The sequence below is a fragment of the Streptosporangium sandarakinum genome (assembly GCF_013409935.1).
Taxonomy (GTDB): Bacteria; Actinomycetota; Actinomycetes; order Streptosporangiales; family Streptosporangiaceae; genus Streptosporangium; species Streptosporangium nondiastaticum.
Genome location: NZ_JACCCO010000003.1, coordinates 184,796 through 202,414, shown reverse-complemented (window position 1 = coordinate 202,414; position 17,619 = coordinate 184,796). Strand labels below are relative to the sequence as shown.

10 protein-coding genes are annotated in these 17,619 nt (G+C 71.9%); 4 read left to right on the top strand and 6 right to left on the bottom strand.

Going from position 1 to position 17,619, the window contains the following annotated elements; genetic code table 11:
• Positions 1-62: 62 nt before the first annotated feature.
• A complete protein-coding gene (locus HDA43_RS27445; RefSeq protein ID WP_179826793.1) occupies positions 63-3,476 on the bottom strand; it encodes a M28 family peptidase in 3,414 nt (1,137 codons plus the stop codon).
• Between the two features lie 325 nt (positions 3,477-3,801).
• Between HDA43_RS27445 and HDA43_RS27440 the strand changes: the two genes are divergently transcribed.
• A complete protein-coding gene (locus tag HDA43_RS27440; RefSeq protein ID WP_179826792.1) occupies positions 3,802-5,340 on the top strand; it encodes a gamma-glutamyltransferase family protein in 1,539 nt (512 codons plus the stop codon).
• A 27-nt stretch (positions 5,341-5,367) separates the two neighbouring features.
• Here the strand turns inward: HDA43_RS27440 and HDA43_RS27435 are convergent, their stop codons facing one another.
• On the bottom strand, positions 5,368-6,015 hold the full coding sequence (locus tag HDA43_RS27435; protein WP_179826791.1) for an HAD family hydrolase: 648 nt from the start codon (positions 6,013-6,015) through the stop codon (positions 5,368-5,370).
• A gap of 204 nt (positions 6,016-6,219) precedes the next feature.
• Between HDA43_RS27435 and HDA43_RS27430 the strand changes: the two genes are divergently transcribed.
• Entirely contained in the window at positions 6,220-6,711 is a 492-nt protein-coding gene (locus HDA43_RS27430; RefSeq protein ID WP_179826790.1) for an NUDIX domain-containing protein, read from the top strand.
• Positions 6,712-6,953: 242 nt separating this feature from the next.
• Positions 6,954-7,580, top strand: a complete 627-nt coding sequence (locus HDA43_RS27425; protein WP_312873568.1) for a Uma2 family endonuclease — start codon at positions 6,954-6,956, stop codon at positions 7,578-7,580.
• Positions 7,581-7,613: 33 nt separating this feature from the next.
• Here the strand turns inward: HDA43_RS27425 and hrpA are convergent, their stop codons facing one another.
• The 3 genes from hrpA to ppgK form a co-directional block, all read right to left on the bottom strand.
• Positions 7,614-11,483 carry an ATP-dependent RNA helicase HrpA gene (gene hrpA / locus HDA43_RS27420; protein ID WP_179826787.1) on the bottom strand — a complete coding sequence of 1,290 codons (3,870 nt, stop codon included), beginning with the start codon at positions 11,481-11,483 and terminating at the stop codon, positions 7,614-7,616.
• Between the two features lie 160 nt (positions 11,484-11,643).
• Entirely contained in the window at positions 11,644-13,950 is a 2,307-nt protein-coding gene (locus HDA43_RS36540) for a glycoside hydrolase family 6 protein (protein ID WP_179826785.1), read from the bottom strand.
• Between the two features lie 240 nt (positions 13,951-14,190).
• The gene (ppgK, locus tag HDA43_RS27410) at positions 14,191-14,925 is read right to left on the bottom strand and encodes a polyphosphate--glucose phosphotransferase (RefSeq protein ID WP_179826783.1); all 735 of its coding nucleotides are present in this window, start codon (positions 14,923-14,925) and stop codon (positions 14,191-14,193) included.
• Between the two features lie 221 nt (positions 14,926-15,146).
• On the opposite strand from ppgK, the gene HDA43_RS36105 reads away from it, so the two are divergent.
• The gene (locus tag HDA43_RS36105; protein WP_179826781.1) at positions 15,147-15,674 is read left to right on the top strand and encodes a hypothetical protein; all 528 of its coding nucleotides are present in this window, start codon (positions 15,147-15,149) and stop codon (positions 15,672-15,674) included.
• A gap of 74 nt (positions 15,675-15,748) precedes the next feature.
• Here HDA43_RS36105 and HDA43_RS27400 read toward each other — a convergent pair whose 3' ends face one another.
• Positions 15,749-17,404, bottom strand: a complete 1,656-nt coding sequence (locus HDA43_RS27400) for an ABC-F family ATP-binding cassette domain-containing protein (RefSeq protein ID WP_179826778.1) — start codon at positions 17,402-17,404, stop codon at positions 15,749-15,751.
• Positions 17,405-17,619 lie beyond the last annotated feature (215 nt).

Genomic DNA, 17,619 nt, shown 5'->3' with positions numbered 1-17,619 from the left:
GACGGGGCCCCCGGGGCCGATCGCTCGGTCCCGGGGGCGTCTTCCGTTCGTGGGCCGGGCACTCAGACGGTGATGCTCCACCAGTCGAGTTTGCCGGTGTCTCCCGGATACAGGTCGTCGACCTCCAGGACCCACTGTCCGGCCGCCCGCTGAGCGACCGGGACCGTGTAGGTCCGTGTGCCGTACGGGGTGCAGATGTAGCCGCCGCTGGCCTGGAGCGGATACCACAGCCCGTTCGGGCCGCGGAGCCACAGTTGGAGGTCCTCGGCGCAGGGGTGGTTCATCGTGACGGTCACCTTGACGGGCGACGCCGCCGAGCCGGTCGCGGTGGAGGTGATCGGGCTCAGGACGGTGCCGTAGTCGTAGACGGTGTAGTCGGTGTCGTTGCGGAACGTGCGGCCACCCGAGGTGCCCTGCACGGTCAGCGTGTACGTCGAGGTGCGGGTGGCGGCCTCACCGGTGCCGGTCACCGTAACCTGGTAGGTGCCGGAGGGCGTCGCGGCCGTGGTGGCGATGGTGAGGGTGGACGAGCCGCCCGAGGTCACCGACGCCGGGTTGAAGCCGGCCGTGGCGCCGGTGGGCAGACCCGACGCGGACAGGCTGACCGTCTGCGCGGTGCCCGCCGTGGTGGCGGTGGAGACCGTGGCGGTGGCCGCCTGGCCCGCCTGGACCGTCCCCGAGGACGGGTTCATGGAGATCGAGAAGTCACGGCTCGTGGTGGTGCCCGTCGCGAGCTTCCAGATCGCGTACGCCGAGGCGTCGGCGGCCCGGTCCAGGACGGTGTCGTTGATGTTGCTCGTGGTGTCGCACGACTGGTGGTAGCAGGGGTCGTACGCCTGGCCCGCCGTACCGCCCCACTTGGCGGCCTGGGCCGAGGTCTTGGTGGCGCTGGCGCCGGCCGCCACGCCGGAGGTGGCGATCCCCGCGTTCCGGAACGGCGCGTCGTCGGACCGGTTGGCGCCCTCGGTGTTCTCCTCGGGCTGGAGGTTCAGGCCGTCGTAGAAGGCCTTGAGATACTGGGCCGCCTCGGTGTTGATGTTGTTGATGAAGTAGCCGCCGTTGGTCGAGGCCACCATGTCGTAGTTGTGGTAGACCTTGATCTTGCTGCGCTCGGTGGAGCTGAGCGAGTTGACGTAGAACTGGGCGCCGTTGAGGCCCTGCTCCTCGTCGGTCCACCAGCCGAACCGCACGTGCTTGGCCATCGTCGGGTTCTTCGCCGCCAGCGTCAGCGCGACCTCCAGCAGCGCCGACGAGCCCGAGCCGTTGTCGTTGATGCCCGGACCGGCCGAGACGCTGTCCAGATGCGCTCCTGCCATGACGACCTGGTTCGCGTCGCCGCCGGGCCAGTCGGCGATCAGGTTCGGCCCGGCCCCGGAGGTGCAGACGGAGGTGCAGGACTGCCGCACCACGGTGTAGCCGGCGGCGGTGAGCTTCTGCTCGATGTAGGACACCGACGCGGTGTAGCCGGCGCCCGTGGACCTGCGGGTACCGCCGTTGGCGGTGGCGATGCTCTGGAGCTGCTGCAGGTGGGTCTTGACGTTGGCGAGGCTGATGTCCGGCGGGTCGGTCGGGGCGGGCCCCCCGTTGCCGACCGTCAGGGTGTAGGACGCCGTGTGCGTGCCCGACGCGGCGGAGCCGGTGACCGTGACGGTGTACGTCCCGGCCGGCGTCGACCCGGCGGTGCCGATGGTCATGGTGGAGGTGCCGCCCGAGGTCACCGACGCCGGGCTGAAGCTCGCGGTGGCGCCCGCCGGCAGGCCGGAGGCGGTGAGGGCGACCGCCTGCGCGCTGCCCGAGGTGGTCTGCGTGCCGACGGTCGAGGTGACCTGCTGGCCGGGCTGCGCCGTGCCCGCGGCGGGGCTCAGCGTCAGGGAGAAGTCGTTGCCCGTCGCGGCGCAGGTCGGCTCACCGGTCTGCACCGGCACGCTGACCGCGTTCCAGGCCGCCTTGGTGGCGGCGCACTCGGGGCTGCCGTCGCCGTACAGCTCGACCGCCGCCGACAGCGACGCCAGCCTGGCGTTGGTGTACTTCCAGGTCGAGGTCTTGCGCATCAGCGCGCCCATGAAGATCTTTCCGGCCTTCTGGATGCCGATGCCGGTGACCGAGGAGGGCCCGCCGGAGCATATCGGGCTGTTCGGCTTGCCGCCGCCCGGCGCGGAGCCCTCGGCCAGCAGGTAGAACCAGTGGTTGAACGGGCCGGCCGCGGCGTGCACCTCGGTGCTCGAGATCGAGGAGGACCAGCAGTTGGGGTCGCCCACCTTGGACGGGTCGTACATGTACCGGATCGGGCCGTCGCCGACGAGGTCCACCTTCTTGCCGACCTCGTAGTCCGGCGGGTCGTTCGGGTTGTCGGCGTAGGCCTCGGTGAGCGCGCCGAAGACGTCGCCGACGGCCTCGTTGAGGCCACCGTTCTCGTTGCCGGAGCCGGTGCCGCCGGGGGTGTTCTGGAAGACGGCGTGGCCGAACTCGTGGGCCACCACGTCGATCGACGTGGCCTGGCGCTGGTTGTCCTGCGTGTGGCCGAAGTTGGTGGTGCTGCCGTCCCAGTAGGCGTTGACGTCGCTGAGCCCGACCTTGGTCGGGAAGCCGCCGCCGCTGCCGTTGATGCCGTTGCGACCGAGCCAGTCGCGCAGCATGTCCCATTCCTTCTGCACCGAGTAGAGCGCGTCCACACACGCGGTCTCCAGGTTCGTCCCGGAGCCGTTGCCCCAGGCGTCGTCGGTGCCGGTGTAGGCCGAGCCGTTCTGCCCGCCGCAGCGGATGCCGCTGCGGGTCGGGTCGGTCATCGAGTACGAGCTGCCGGAGCCGCTCGTGGAGAGGGTGACCTGGCCGTAGTAGTAGCCGTTTCCGGTGCCCGCCCGCACCTCGTCGTAGGCGTCGGCGATCTCGCCGGTGCGCGCGTCGACGAACACGTGCTGCCTGCTCGGCTTGCCGCCGGCGACGCCGGAGACCAGGGCCTCCCAGGCGAGGCGAGGCTTGGCGCCCCAGGCCAGGACCACCAGGCGCGGTTCGGCGCTGTCGTCGACCCGGGTCAGCCGGCTCTTCGCCTTGGTGCGGGCGTCCTCGGCGGTCACCTTCGGCGAGGTCGTCACCTTCGGGGTGGCGCCGGAGGCCGCCGCGGTGTCACGCACCCTCCCCGCGGAGTCGGTGATCACGACCGCGTCGCCGCCCACCACGGGCAGCCCCTTGTAGGTGCGCTCGTAGACGACGGAGTACATGCCTTCGGAGCCCGGCACCACGGTGGTGCGCCGGTAGATCTCGTCGGGCCCCTTGCGCAGGTCGTCCAGACCGCTCGCGACGGCCTGGTCGGCGGCGGCCACGGCGAGCTGGGGCGGGTCGGCGAAGGAGCGGACATGGAGGGAGCGGGCATGGTCGGCCGGCCCCGGGGAGGGTTTCGCGGCCGCTGGTGAGGAGGGTGCCACCGCGGCCACCACGGCCAGGCCGAGGGTGGCCGCGAGTACGGCTCTGCGTCTCACGCGTGTTCCTTTCGGTCTGTCTCCCGCGCCGCGGCCACCCGCGCGCAGGCGGGAGGGCGGCGACTCCGCAGGCGGGGATCACCCGGCGGCGGGCACGGCGGGAGGCAAGGGGGGTGAGGAGGCGAGGGGGCGGCGGGGTGCGGTGCCCCCGTTTCGTGACGTTAGATCCGCGCTCAGGCGCCGAACATCCGTAGCGACATCCGTATGCCTACCGAAAAAGCGGCCGGGGAACGGCGGCGGGTGGAGGGCGGGAATCATCGGGCCGGGGAGAATCCGTACCGGCCGGCCGGTGCGGTCCCGGCGGCGGAAGCCGTACGCTCTCGTCATGCTGAACACCCGTTACGCGCGTTCCGGAATGGTCTGCACCGTCGATCACCTCGCCTCCGGCGCGGGTGTGGCCATGCTGGAGCGAGGAGGTTCGGCGGCCGACGCGGCGATCGCGGCCAACGCCGTGCTGGCGGTGACCGCGCCGCACATGTGCGGGCTGGGCGGCGACCTGTTCGCGCTCGTCCACGACGGCCCCGGGGCCCCGGCCGCGCTCAACGCCTCCGGCCGGGCCGGTTCCGGCGCGGACCCGGACCGGCTGCGCGCCGAGGGGCACGAGCAGATGCCGCACCGCGGGGACATCCACTCCGTCCCGGTGCCCGGCTGCGCCGACGGCTGGCTGGCCCTGCACGAGCGGTACGGCCGGCTGACCATGACCGAGGTGCTTGCGCCCGCGATCGAGCACGCCATCGCCGGGTTCCCCGCCTCCCCGCTGATGGTGCCGTCCCTGGAGACGGTCGGCCCCCTGCACCACGACTTCGCCGCCGCCCGCCGTACCGGGGACCTGATCAGGCGGCCCGGCGTGGCGCGGGCGCTGGAGGCCCTCGCCGAGGGGCGTGAGGGGTTCTACCTCGGCGAGTTCGGCGAGGGACTGATCGCCCTCGGCGACGGCGAGTACACCGAGGACGACCTGGCCAGGAACAACGCCGACTGGGTCGAACCGCTCAGGATCCGCGCGCTGGGCCACGACGTGTGGACCGCGCCGCCGAACTCCCAGGGCTACCTGCTGCTGCTCGCGCTGGCCATCGCCGAGGAGCTCGACCTGCCCGCCGACCCGGCCGACCCCCTCTGGGCGCATCTGCTGGTGGAGGCCGCGCGGATGGCCGGGCACGACCGGCCCGACGTGTTGTTCGAGGACTGCTCGGTCGAGGCGGCGCTCGCCTCGGCCGCCGAGCGCCGGAGGATGATCGGCCGGGACAAGAGGGTCACGGTGCGCGACCTCACCTCCTCCGGCGACACCACCTACCTGTGCGCGGTGGACGGCGAGGGCATGGGCGTCTCGCTGATCCAGTCCAACGCCTCCGGCTTCGGCAGCCTCGTCTTCGAGCCGAGCACCGGCATCAACCTGCAGAACCGCGGCATCGGCTTCTCCCTGAAGCCCGGGCACCCCGCCGAGTACGGTCCCGGCCGCCGCCCGCCGCACACCCTCGTCCCCGCGCTGGTCACCCGGACCGACGGGTCGCTGCGCTCGGTGGTGGGCACCATGGGCGGCGACGCCCAGCCGCAGATCCTGCTGCAGATCATCACCCGTCTGCTGGCCCACGACCAGGCGCCGGGACAGGCGATCGCCGCCGCCCGCTGGCGGCTGGCCTCCGGCGGCACCGGCTTCGACACCTGGCTCGCCCCCGACCACGCGACGGTCGAGGTGGAGGAGGGCGCCCCGTGGAGCGGGGGTCTGGGCGAGCGCGGACACCCCGTCCGCACCGCGCCGTACGGCTCGTCGTTCGGCCACGCCCACCTGATCGACGTGCTGCCCTCGGGCATCCTCGCCGGCGCGGCGGACCCGCGCTCGATCATCGGGGCCGCCGCGGGCCTCTGACCGCGCCTCCCGCCGCGGGCGGCGCGGTCAGCGCCGGAGGAGGGCGGCCAGGGCGTGCAGGTCGTCGATGACGTGGTCGGCCTCGGCCGCCTCGGGCCGGGCGGCGTGCAGGTGGCCCCACGGGCCGCGGCGGATCAGCGCGGTCCGCATGCCCGCCGCGCGGGCGGGACGGACGTCGTTGTCGAGCCGGTCGCCCACGTAGAGGATCTCCGCCGGCTCGCGGCCCGACACCGCGACGACCTTGGCGAAGAACTCCGGGGCCGGCTTGGCCACGCCCCAGCCGTCGGAGGTGTGGATCGCGTCGACCGGCAGGTCCATCGCGGTCAGCGCGTCGTACGCCTGCGGCGGCTGGTTGCCCGCGATGATCAGCTCGTACCCGAGGTCGCGGAGCGCGGCCAGGCCGGGCCGTACATCGGGGTAGAGGTCGTCGGCGTCGAAGTTCACCCGGAGCCCGTCGGGGTCGTCGCGCTTCCACGCCTCCTGCTCGGCCTCCAGGTCGAACCCGGGCCGCAGCAGCTCGAAGACGTCGGAGAACGGCCGGTCGAGGGCGGCCATGCCGCCCAGCATGCCGAGCACCGTGAACCGGGTGAAGCCGAGCCGGTCGGCCCAGCGCGACCAGATCCGCGTCTCGTCGATCAACGTCTCCCCGACGTCGAACACCACCGCCCGAACCATGACATATCCCCTTTCGGCAGGCCGGACCGATCCTACGGGAGCCCGGCCCGCCGCCCCCGCACGCCCCTTTCCGGCCGTCCTCGGGCCCACCCCTGTCCGGGAACGCGCCGCTCCGGCACGAGCCCGCCGCGCCCCGGCACGAGCCCGCCGTACCCTCGGCGTGACGGAGCGGCCCGGAGCGGGACGCCCTGTTAGCGTGACGGGGTGAGCAAGGTCTTCCTGGAGCCGTCCGAGTGGTACGCCACACTGCCCAGCGTGTTCACCTCGGCCGCCGTGCTGATCACCGACGCCGACGACCGGGTCCTGCTGGTCAAGCCGAACTACCGGCCGGGCTGGAGCTTTCCCGGCGGGATCGTCGAGAACGGCGAGGCCCCGCACGACTGCGCCGCGCGCGAGGCGATGGAGGAGCTGGGCGTGCCGGTCGAGGTGGGCGGGCTGCTCGTGGTGCACTGGTCGCCCCCGGCCGGGGACCGCCCCCGCTCCATGGTGAACTTCCTGTTCGACGGCGGCGTGCTGGACGACCCGTCGCGCATCCGGCTGCAGGCCGACGAGCTGGACGACGCGGCGTTCCTGGCCTGGGACACCGCCGTCACACTGCTGCCGGAGGTCAGCGCGCCGCGCCTGCCCGCCGCCCGCCTGGCCCGCCGCGAGCGGCGCCCCGTCTACCTCCCCGGCGGCGCCCCCGCGGGCGGATGAGCCGTCCCACCGGCCCGGCCCGAACGGTCGCCTGAACCGTCCACCCGAAGGTCCGGTCCGGGGCTCCCGGGGGCACGACGGCGACGCGGATAGCCATCGCGCATACCTCGCGTTCCCCGAATGACTCCGTGGAACACTGAGAGTGTGTGTTCGACTACGAAGGGACATGAGCCATGGCGGTGACGGTACGCGGCGATCTTTTCTCCGGATACGCCCTCCGGGGCGCGTGGCCCCCTCGCACTGTGAGGGAGTTCCGCGATGCGCTCCCCCCCGAGCTCCCCGCGCGGACGGAGATCATCGACGGCAACCTGATCATCAGCGCCTCCGACCGCACAGTCCAGAAGTTCTTCGAATCCCTCTCCCCCGACATCCCCCTGCGCACAGAGATCATCGACGGGAACCTGATCGTGAGCCCTTTCGGAACCCCCCGGCACGCCCGCATCGCCAGAATCCTCAGCCGAGCGCTGATCCCCGTCGAAGACGCCAACGGCTGGGAGAGCTTCGACGGAAACGTCGACATCTGCATCGAAGGGCCCCGCGACGCCATGGCCCCCGACTACTGCATCGTGCCGCTGGACGCCCCCCTGTGGGGCGGCCGGGAGATCCTCTCGTCAGGGGTGATCATGGTGGCCGAGGTCGTCTCACCGGGAAGCACGCGGACGGACCACCTCGTCAAGCCCGGGGTCTACGCCGGATGCGGCATCCCGATCATGATGATCATCGACCCTGTCTCCTCCCCGCCGGCGGTCACCGTCCTCAGCGACCCCGAGGACGGCGCCTACCGGACCGCCGTGCACGCCGAGCTGGGCAAGCCCGTCCGCATCCCCGACCCCGTCGACTTCGACCTGGACACCTCGATCTTCCTGTGACACCCTCCCCCGCCTGAAAAGGCGGGGCCCCGCTCAGAGGCGTTCCATGGCCTTGCGGATGCGCTTGTCGGAGATCGGGTACGGCGTGCCGAGGGTCTGCGCGAAGTAGCTGACCCGCAACTCCTGGATCATCCACCGGACCTCCCGGACGTCGTCGTCCGCACGGCGGGCCGGGGGCAGCTTCTCCACCAGGTCGTGGTACTCGTCCTCGATGTCGTGGAGCTTGTACATCCGCTCCTCGTCGCGGAACGGGTCCTCGGCCATCTTCTCCAGCCGCCGCTCCGCCGCCCTGAGGTAGCGCAGCAGGTCGGGCAGGCGACGGTGGCCGGTGTCGGTCACGAACCCCGGGTAGACCAGGTCGCCCACCTGGTCGCGGACGTCCTCGACCGCGGGGGTGGAGCGCGCCTCGGCCAGGCGGGTGGAGAGGGCGTGCCAGACGGCCAGGATGTCCCGGGCCCGGGAGACCACCTCCTCGGTGGTGTCGAACAGCTCGGCGCGGACCTTGTCGTGCAGGGCTGCGAAGGCCGCCTCGTCCCAGACCGGCCCGCCGTACTCGCTCATGAGCTTGTCGGCGGCGCAGGCGACGCAGTCGTCGAACAGGGCGACGGCGCCGGCGTGCGGGCTGCGGCTGAGGGCGAGCTTGGCCTGGTTGTCCAGGCGGCCGAGCACCCACTTGGCCGGGGAGGGGGTGTTCAGCAGCAGCAGCCTGCGGGTGCCCTCCCACATGGCGCGGCGCTGCTCGGTCTCGGTCTCGAACATCCGCACGGCCACGGTCGCGCCCTCGTCGGCCAGCGCCGGGTACGCCTTCATCCGGCGCTGCTCGAACGTCTTCGGCAGCTCCCCCACGTTCCAGGTGGTCAGGCCCGACTTCTCCAGCCCGTCGGCGGCGCGGGAGAGGGTCTGGCGGAGCCGGGGGGCGAGCCGCCGCTTGAGGTCGGCGAGGTCCTTGCTCTCGGCGATCTTCTTCTTGCGGCCGTCGACGACCCGGAAGGTGATCCGCAGGTGGTCGGGGACCTGGTCGAGCCGCCACGCCTCGCGCGGCACCCACACGCCGGTGAGGGCGGCCAGCTCCCGCTCCAGCACCGTCAGCAGCGGCTCCCGGGTGGGCTCGGCCCGCTGGAGCACCTGCTTGGCGTAGTTGGGGGCGGGCACGAAGTTGCGGCGGATCTCCTTGGGCAGGGACCGGATGAGCGCGGTGAGCAGTTCCTCGCGCAGGCCGGGGATCTGCCAGTCGAAGCCGTCGGGGTTGACCTGGTTGAGCAGGGCCAGCGGGATGTGCGCGGTGACGCCGTCGGCGTCGGCGCCGGGCTCGAACTGGTAGGTCAGCGGGAAGCGCAGGCTCCCCTGGCGCCAGACGTCGGGGTAGTCGCGCTGGCTGACGTCGCCTGCCGCGTCGCTGATCAGCATCGACTTCTCGAAGCTGAGCAGGTCGGGCTGCTCGTTCCTGGTCTTCTTCCACCAGGAGTCGAAGTGGCGGCCGGAGACCACGTCGGCGGGGATGCGCCGGTCGTAGAAGTCGAACAGGGTCTCGTCGTCCACGAGGATGTCGCGGCGGCGGGCCCGTTCCTCCAGCTCCTCGACCTCCGACAGGAGTTTGCGGTTCTCCTTGAAGAAGGCGTGGTGGGTCTCCCAGTCGCCCTCGACCAGGGCGTGCCGGATGAACAGCTCGCGGCTCAGTTCGGGGTCGATGCGGCCGTAGTTGACCTTGCGCTGCGCCACGATGGGCACGCCGTACAGGGTGACCTTCTCGTACGCCATCACCGCGCCCTGGTTCTTCTCCCAGTGCGGCTCGGAGTAGGTGCGCTTGACCAGGTGCTGGGCCATCGGCTCGACCCACTCGGGCTCGATCTTGGCGTTGACCCGGGCCCACAGGCGGGAGGTCTCCACCAGCTCGGCGGACATCACCCACAGGGGCTGCTTCTTCGCCAGCGCCGAGCCGGGGAAGATCGCGAAGCGGGCGTTCCGCGCGCCGATGTACTCGGTCATCGGGCGGCGGGGGCCGTCCGCGCCCTTCTTGTCGATGTCCTTGACGCCGACGTGCGACAGCAGGCCGGACAGCAGGGAGATGTGGATCTTCTGCTCGTCGCCGGGGACGCCGTTCAGGGTGACGCCGAGGGACCTGGACATCTGGCGGAGCTGGCCGTAGACGTCCTGCCACTCGCGAACCCGCAGGTAGTTGAGGAAGTCGGCCTTGCACAACCGCCGGAACGCGCTGGAGGACAGCTCCTTCTGCTGCTCCTGCAGGTGGTTCCACAGGTTCAGGTAGGAGATGAAGTCCGACTCCTTGTCGGCGAACCGGCGGTGCTTCTCGTCGGCGGCCTGCTGCTTGTCGGCGGGGCGCTCGCGCGGGTCCTGGATGGACAGCGCGGCGGCGATGACCATGACCTCGCGGACGCAGCCGTTGTGGTCGGCCTCGATGACCATGCGGGCCAGGCGGGGGTCCACCGGCAGGCCGGCCAGCTTGCGGCCGAGCGGGGTGATCTGCCTGGCCTTGTCGAACGCGCCCAGCTCCAGCAGCAGGTCGTAGCCGTCCCTGACCTGGCGCTGGTCCGGCGGCTCGACGAAGGGGAAGGCCCCGATGTCGCCCAGGCCGATGGAGGTCATCTGCAGGATGACCGAGGCGAGGTTGGTGCGCAGGATCTCCGGGTCGGTGAACTCCGGCCGGGAGAGGAAGTCCTCCTCGCTGTAGAGGCGGATGCAGACGCCCTCGGAGACGCGGCCGCAGCGGCCCTTGCGCTGGTTCGCCGACGCCTGCGAGATCGCCTCGATGGGCAGCCGCTGGACCTTGGTGCGGTGGCTGTAGCGGGAGATGCGGGCGAAGCCGGGGTCCACGACGTACTTGATGCCGGGGACGGTCAGCGAGGTCTCGGCGACGTTGGTGGCCAGCACGATGCGGCGGCCGGAGTGGCGCTGGAAGACCCGGTGCTGCTCGGCGGCCGACAGCCGGGCGTACAGCGGCAGCACCTCGGCGTCCTTGCGTTTGGACAGGGCGTCGGCGGTGTCGCGGATCTCCCGCTCACCGCTGAGGAAGACGAGGATGTCGCCCGGCCCCTCGGCGCACAGTTCGTCCACGGCGTCGCTGATCGCCTGGATCTGGTCGTCGTCCTCCTCCACCGGCCGGTAGCGGACCTCGACGGGGTACGTACGGCCGGACACCTCCACGATGGGGGCGTCGCCGAAGTGCCGGGAGAACCGCTCCGGGTCGATCGTGGCCGAGGTGATGACGATCTTCAGGTCGGGCCGGCGGGGCAGGAGCTGCTTGAGGTAGCCGAGGATGAAGTCGATGTTGAGGCTGCGCTCGTGCGCCTCGTCGATGATGAGCGTGTCGTACTGGGCGAGGTCGCGGTCGCCCTGCAACTCGGCCAGCAGGATGCCGTCGGTCATCACCTTGACGAGCGTGCCGTCGCTCACCTGGTCGGTGAAGCGCACCTTGTAGCCCACGGCCTCGCCGAGCGGGGTGTCCAGCTCCTCGGCGACGCGTTCGGCGACGGTCCGGGCGGCGATCCGGCGCGGCTGGGTGTGCCCGATGAGGCCCTTGACGCCCCGGCCCAGCTCCAGGCAGATCTTCGGCAGCTGGGTGGTCTTGCCGGAGCCGGTCTCGCCGGCGACGATCACGACCTGGTGGTCGCGGATCGCCTCCAGGATGTCGTCCCTGCGGCGGCTGACCGGCAGGCTCTCCGGATAGGTGATCGTGGGCACGCCCGCGCGGCGCTCGGCGACCCGGCGCTCGGCCTTCTCGATGTCGGAGGTGATCTCCGCGGCGATCTTCTGCTGCGCGGCCCGGTTTCTGACCTTGCGGGCGCCGTCGAGCCGGCGCCGCAGCCTGCGCTGGTCACGCAGGGTGAGTTCGGGCAGGCGCGCGTGGAGCTGGGCGAGCGGAGGTGTCAAAGGAGGCGTTCCCATACTGCTTCCAGAGTACTTTCAGCCCGAAGTTCCGGAGCCGACCGCCCATCGTGCCCGACCCACCGCCGTGGCCGCATCCCAATATCGCGCCCCGGGGAAAGGGGCGGGTCCCCGGCCGCCGAGGCGGCCGGGGACCCGGGTGAGAGGGATCAGGCGGAGGTCAGTTGATCGCCGGGTAGGCGTTCCTGAGCAGCTCCTGGAACTGGGCGGAGAACCATTGGCCGGAGACCGGGGCGTTCGCCAGGGCACCGGTCGGGTTGTTGCCGTTGCGCTCGTTGCCGGTGTAGGTCGGGTCGCACATCCGGTCGAAGCCCTTGCCCTCGTCGTTGGGGATGGCGGAGCTGGAGCCGTCGGACTCGCCCGGAGGCTTGATCCAGACGTAGGCGTCGAGACCGGGGGCGGGGCTGGCCTGCGGGCGCTCACCGAGGCCGGCTCCGCTCTGGTTGCACCAGTTGCCGGCGTGGATGCGCCGGTCGACCCGCGACTGGTTGACGAAGGTGTTGACGTCGGTGGAGGTGCTGGGAGCGGTCGGGCGGGCCGAGCCGCCCCAGCCGTTGCGGGAGGTGTCGATCAGCATGCCGATGGTGGACTTGAAGCCCTTCTGGACGAGCAGGTTCCGGAAGGCCTGGGCGTAGCTGAGCTCGTCGACGTAGAAGTTCCAGTCGACCCACCTCGACTGGCGGACGCTCTGGCCGTTCACCGTCGTGTTGATGGTGAAGTGGGGCTCCTTCAGCGCCGAGTAGTTGGCGGTGTTGGTGATGAAGCCGTCCACGCTGTCGAAGCCGGCGGCGGTGCCGGAGACGGTGCTGGCGAACAGGTCGGCCGAGGGGCCGAAGTTGGTGTCCCAGCCCAGCCAGCCATGGTGGCCGGCGTCGACGTAGGTGTAGACGTTCTTGATCGCGTGCAGCTTGTCCAGCGCGTAGCGGACGCCGTCGACGTAGGCGCCGCTCGACTTGGCCTCCTGGCAGTCGGGCACGTTGAGGTTGGTGACCAGGTTGGGCAGCGAGTCGATCTCGACGATCGTCACGATCCGCAGTGCCGCGTACTTGGGGTCCTTCATGATCGCGGCGATCGGGTCGATGTACTCGGTCTTGTAGCGGGCCAGGCCGTTCTGGGAGATGCGCAGCTCACCGTTGGAGGCCAGCGCCGAGCAGTCGCGGTTCGGCAGGTTGTAGATGACGAACTGGATCGTCAGCGGCTTGCTGCCGTTGGCGGCGTCCTGCTTGACCGCCTCGTCGAGGTGGGCGCGCAGGCCCCTGCCCGAGGAGGTTCCCTCGATGGCCGCGATGCGGTCCATCCACACGCCGGTCGAGATGTCGGCCACGGCGGTGCCGCCCGGCTCGGCCTTGGCCTTGGCCGACCAGTCGGGGTTGACGTAGCCGGTGGCGTCGGCGTACGGGTTGTCGACGTGCTCGCCGGGCGGCGGCGTGGTGACGTCGTCGTCGTCCTCGGTCGCGGTGACGGAGGCGCCGGTGTGGCCGGTGGCCGCGGCGGTGATGGTGGCGGTGCCGTTGACCTGGTCGCTGTCCTGGGCGGCCGAGACCGTCACGTTCTGCGCCGTGTTCCAGTTGCTCGGCGTGAAGGTGAGCGTGGACGGCGTGATGGTGATGTCGGAGTCACCCGTCCTGGTCAGGTTGACCGTGACGTTGGAGGTGGGAGCCGCGCTGAGCTTGAACCCGACCGTCTTGGAACCGCCCTCGGGCACGGTGACCGCGGTCGAGGTGGCGACGATCGACGGGGTGCCGCTCCCGCCGCCCACGGTGAAGGAGACCGCGGAGCTCTCGGTGGACAGCGCCGGGGAGGCGTTGTCGTAGGCCTTGGCCTTGGCGGTGTGGCCGCCGGTCCCCACGTTCGCCGCCGAGAAGCCGTACGGGGCGGTGGTGTCGGTGTTGACCAGGGCGCCGTCGATGTAGAACTCGACCTTGCTCACCCCGCCGTCGTCACCGGCCGTCGCCGCGAGCGGCACGGCCGTGCCCGCCGGAATGGTGGCGCCGTTCGACGGGCTGGTCAGGCTCACCGTGGGCGGCTGGTTGGTCGGGGTGGTCCCGCCGCAGGTGACGCCGTTGACCGTGAAGGAGGTGGGCTTGGGGTTGCTTCCGCTCCACGATCCGTTGAAGCCGATGCTGGTCGTCGCGCCCGTGGCGAGGCCGCCGTTCCAGTCGAGGTTCTTCGCGGTGACCTGGTTGCCGCTCTGGCTCCAGGTGGCCGACCAGCCCTGCTGGAGTTGCTGGCTGCCGGGGAAGGCGAAGCCGAGGGTCCAGCCGTTCAGCGGGTCACCGAGGTTCTTCAGGTTGACGGTGGCGGTGAACCCGCCCTGCCACTCGTTGGTGGTGTAGCTGACGTCGCACGCGACGGCGGCGTGCGCCATGGTGGCCGGCCCGGCGGCCAGGCCCGCGGCGGCCACCAGCAGGGCCGTCGACGTCGCCGCCCGGTGCCGCCAGGCGCGGCGACGCGGATGAGCTCTCATACGTGATCATCTCCAGGACGTGGGTGGGAGCGCTCCCATAGTCCGGAGGTTTCGGGAATGTGTACAGGGTGTTGCGCACCGGAGGCGCTTCCCCGGGACCGTCCCCGCCGCTGACCTCACCGAACGTCCTTCGAGTCCGATGAAACTTTCAGTCCGGCCGTACGGTTCCGGCCGGCCGTACGGGATCGGCGCGGGCGGAGCCGGACCACGGGTCGCCGGGGAACGGTCCGCCCGGCCGGTCTACGCCTTCGCCGCCGCCATGGCGGCCCCCACGATGCCCGCCTCGTTCAGCAGGGCCGCCGGGACGACCGGGGTGCGCAGCCGTACCTTGGGCAGGAACTTCTCCGACTTCTTGCTGACCCCGCCGCCGATCACGATCAGCGCCGGCGAGAACAGCATCTCCACGTGCCGCAGGTACTCCTCCACCCGCTCGGCCCACCTGTCCCAGCTCAGGTCGTGCGCCTCGCGCGCGTGGTCGGAGGCCCGCCTCTCGGCCTCCTTGCCGTGAAGCTCCAGGTGTCCCAGCTCGGTGTTGGGCACCAGCCGGCCGTCGGCGAACAACGCGCTGCCGATCCCGGTGCCGAACGTCAGCATCAGCACCACCCCGGCCGCCTCCCTGGCCGCGCCGTGCGTCACCTCGGCCACCCCGGCCGCGTCGGCGTCGTTGAGCACCGTCACGGACAGGCCCGTGGCCTTGGCGAACAGCGCCCGCGCGTCCACGCCGATCCACGACCGGTCCACGTTGGCGGCCGACATCGTGACCCCGTCGACCACGACCCCGGGGAAGGTGATCCCGACCGGCCCGGCCCACTCGAAGTGCCCGGTGATCCGCGCGACCACCTCGGCGACCGCCTCCGGCGCGGCGGGCACCGGGGTCGGGACGCGCAGCCGGTCCCGGGTCAGCCTCCCCGTCGCGACGTCCACCGGGGCTCCCTTGATCCCCGAGCCGCCGATGTCGATTCCCAGCGCCTCCATGGCGTCACCTCCCTGGGTGGCCCCCTTCCCCGCGACGGGCGGGTGATGCCCACGCACCGCGCGTCCCGGTGGCCCCGGCGCCGGGCCCCGGTGCGGGAGCGGCCTCCGCACCGGCCACCGGCGGCGTCAAGTCCGCCGATACTCGCCTGCAGGCGCGGTCAAGCCCGCTGAAAGCAGCTCATAACACACTGCGGATACCACCGCAGGAAAGGACCGCTCCGATGATCGCCACCCGCCTCCTCACCGGCCTCGCCCTCGCCGCCGCCGCGCTCTCGGCCGTCTCGCTCCCCTCGGCCGCCCAGGCGGTCACCCCCGCCACCCCCGCCGCCTTCGTCGTCGCCGGAGACGCGGACTCCGCCGCGGCCCCCGCCGTCATCTGGGGCCCCCGTTACTCCCCGGGGCGCGGGGCCAAGGCCTCCGGCTCCCTGCGCGCCACCGGCGAGGACCACGCCGACATCCCCGCCGCCGAGACCGTCCGGATCTCCGGGCGCGTCCAGGACCTGACCCGCGCGAGCGCGACCTGCGGCCTGGCGGTCTTCCGGATCACCTACCGGACGTCCGACGGGAACCTGCCCTTCACGCACCGCACCGTCCGCGACTGCTCGTACGGCACGCCGAAGCCGTTCACGTTCGACCACCGGAACGTCTACCAGGTGGAGCTGAAGGTCTGCTCCGAGGCCAGGGCGGCCCAGCCGTCGCTCAACTGCCTCTACTCCGGCACCTGGAAGACCCTCTACCTCTCGCGGTGATCCCCGGCCGCCCGCCCGGCGTCCTCAGGGACTCCGGGCGGGCGGTGACGTTCCGGCGTCCCCGGAGGGCGCGTTCAGGAGGCGGAGGCGCCCGGCTGCTCCGTGATCCGGCCCGCCTCGACGTGGATGTGCCGGGTGGTGTGGACCGCCTCCAGCATCCGCCGGTCGTGGGTGACGAGCAGGAGGGTGCCGGGGTAGACGGCGAGCGCCGACTCCAGCTGCTCGATCGCGGGCAGGTCGAGGTGGTTGGTCGGCTCGTCGAGGACCAGGAGGTTGACGCCCCGGCCCTGGAGCAGCGCCAGGGCGGCCCGGGTCCGCTCCCCCGGCGACAGCGTGGCCGCCGGGCGCAGCACGTGCGCCGCGCGCAGCCCGAACTTGGCCAGCAGCGTCCGCACGTCGGCGGGCGTCATCTCCGGCACGGCGGCGCCGAAGGCGTCCAGCAGCGGCTCGCCGCCCAGGAACAGCCCCCGGGCCTGGTCCACCTCCCCGACGACCACGCCGGGGCCGAGCGAGGCGTGGCCCTCCTGGAGGGGGAGCCGCCCGAGGAGCGCGCCGAGCAGGGTGCTCTTGCCCGAGCCGTTCGCGCCGGTGATCGCCACCCGCTCGGCCCAGCCGATCTGCAGGTCCACCGGCCCGAGGGTGAACCCGCCGCGCCGGACCACCGCGTCGCGCAACGTGGCGACGACCGCCCCGGACCTGGGGGCCACGGCGATCTCCATCCGCAGCTCCCACTCCTTGCGGGGCTCCTCGACCTCCTCCAGCCGCTCGATCATCCGCTCGGTCTGCCGGGCCTTGGCGGCCTGCTTCTCGGTCGCCTCCGTGCGGAAGTTCCGGCCGACCTTGTCGTTGTCGGAGGCCTTGCGCCGCGCGTTCTTGACGCCCTTCTCCATCCAGGCGCGCTGCGTGAGGGCCCGCTGCCGCAGGGCAGTGAGGGTGCCGGCGTACTCCTCGTAGGCGTCGCGGGCGCGCTGCCGGGCGATCTCCCGCTCGGCGAGGTAGCCGTCGTAGCCGCCGCCGTAGGACCGGACCTGCCGCTGGACGAGGTCGAGCTCGACGACCCGGTCGACCGTCCTGGCGAGGAACTCGCGGTCGTGGCTGACCAGGACCGTCCCGGCGCGCAGGCCGGCGACGAAGCGTTCGAGCCGTTCCAGGCCGTCGAGGTCGAGGTCGTTGGTGGGCTCGTCCAGCAGGAAGACGTCGTAACGGCTGAGCAGCAGGGACGCCATCCCCGCCCGGGCGGCCTGCCCGCCGGACAGCGCCGCCATCGGCAGGCCGAGGTCCACCGCCAGGCCGAGCTCGGCGGCGACCTCCCCGGCCCGGTCCTCCAGGTCGGCCCCGCCCAGGGCGAGCCACCTGTCCAGGGCGGCGGCGTACTCGTCGTCGGCGCCGGACCGTCCCTCGACGAGGCCCTCGGTCGCGGTGTCGAGGGCGCGCTGCGCGGCGGCCACCCCGGTCCGCCTGGCCAGGAACTCGGCGACCGTCTCGTCCGCCCGGCGCTCACGCTCCTGGGGGAGGTAGCCGACGGACGCGGTGGGCGGGCTGAGCCGTACGGTGCCGTGCTCGGGCGGCAGCAGACCGGCCAGGATCCGCATCAGGGTGGACTTGCCGGCCCCGTTCACCCCGACCAGGCCGACCACGTCGCCCGGGGCGACGACCAGGTCGAGGCCGGAGAACAGGGCGCGGTCGCCGTGGCCGGCGGCGAGGTCCTTCGCGACGAGGGTGGCGCTCATGAGGGCAACGCTATCGGCCACGCCGTCCGGATCTCCCCGCGGTTTCCGGCCGTACGGCGGCGCCGCGCCCCCTTCCGCGCCCGGCGGAGCCCGCCGCGCGGGGCCTTCCGCCCCTCGGAACACTCCATAGGAGATTTCGTAAATTCCGCTGATTTCGGGAGATGGAGCATTACGCTCTGCCTAAAGATCTTCACACGGGATCTTCCGGAGCTTTC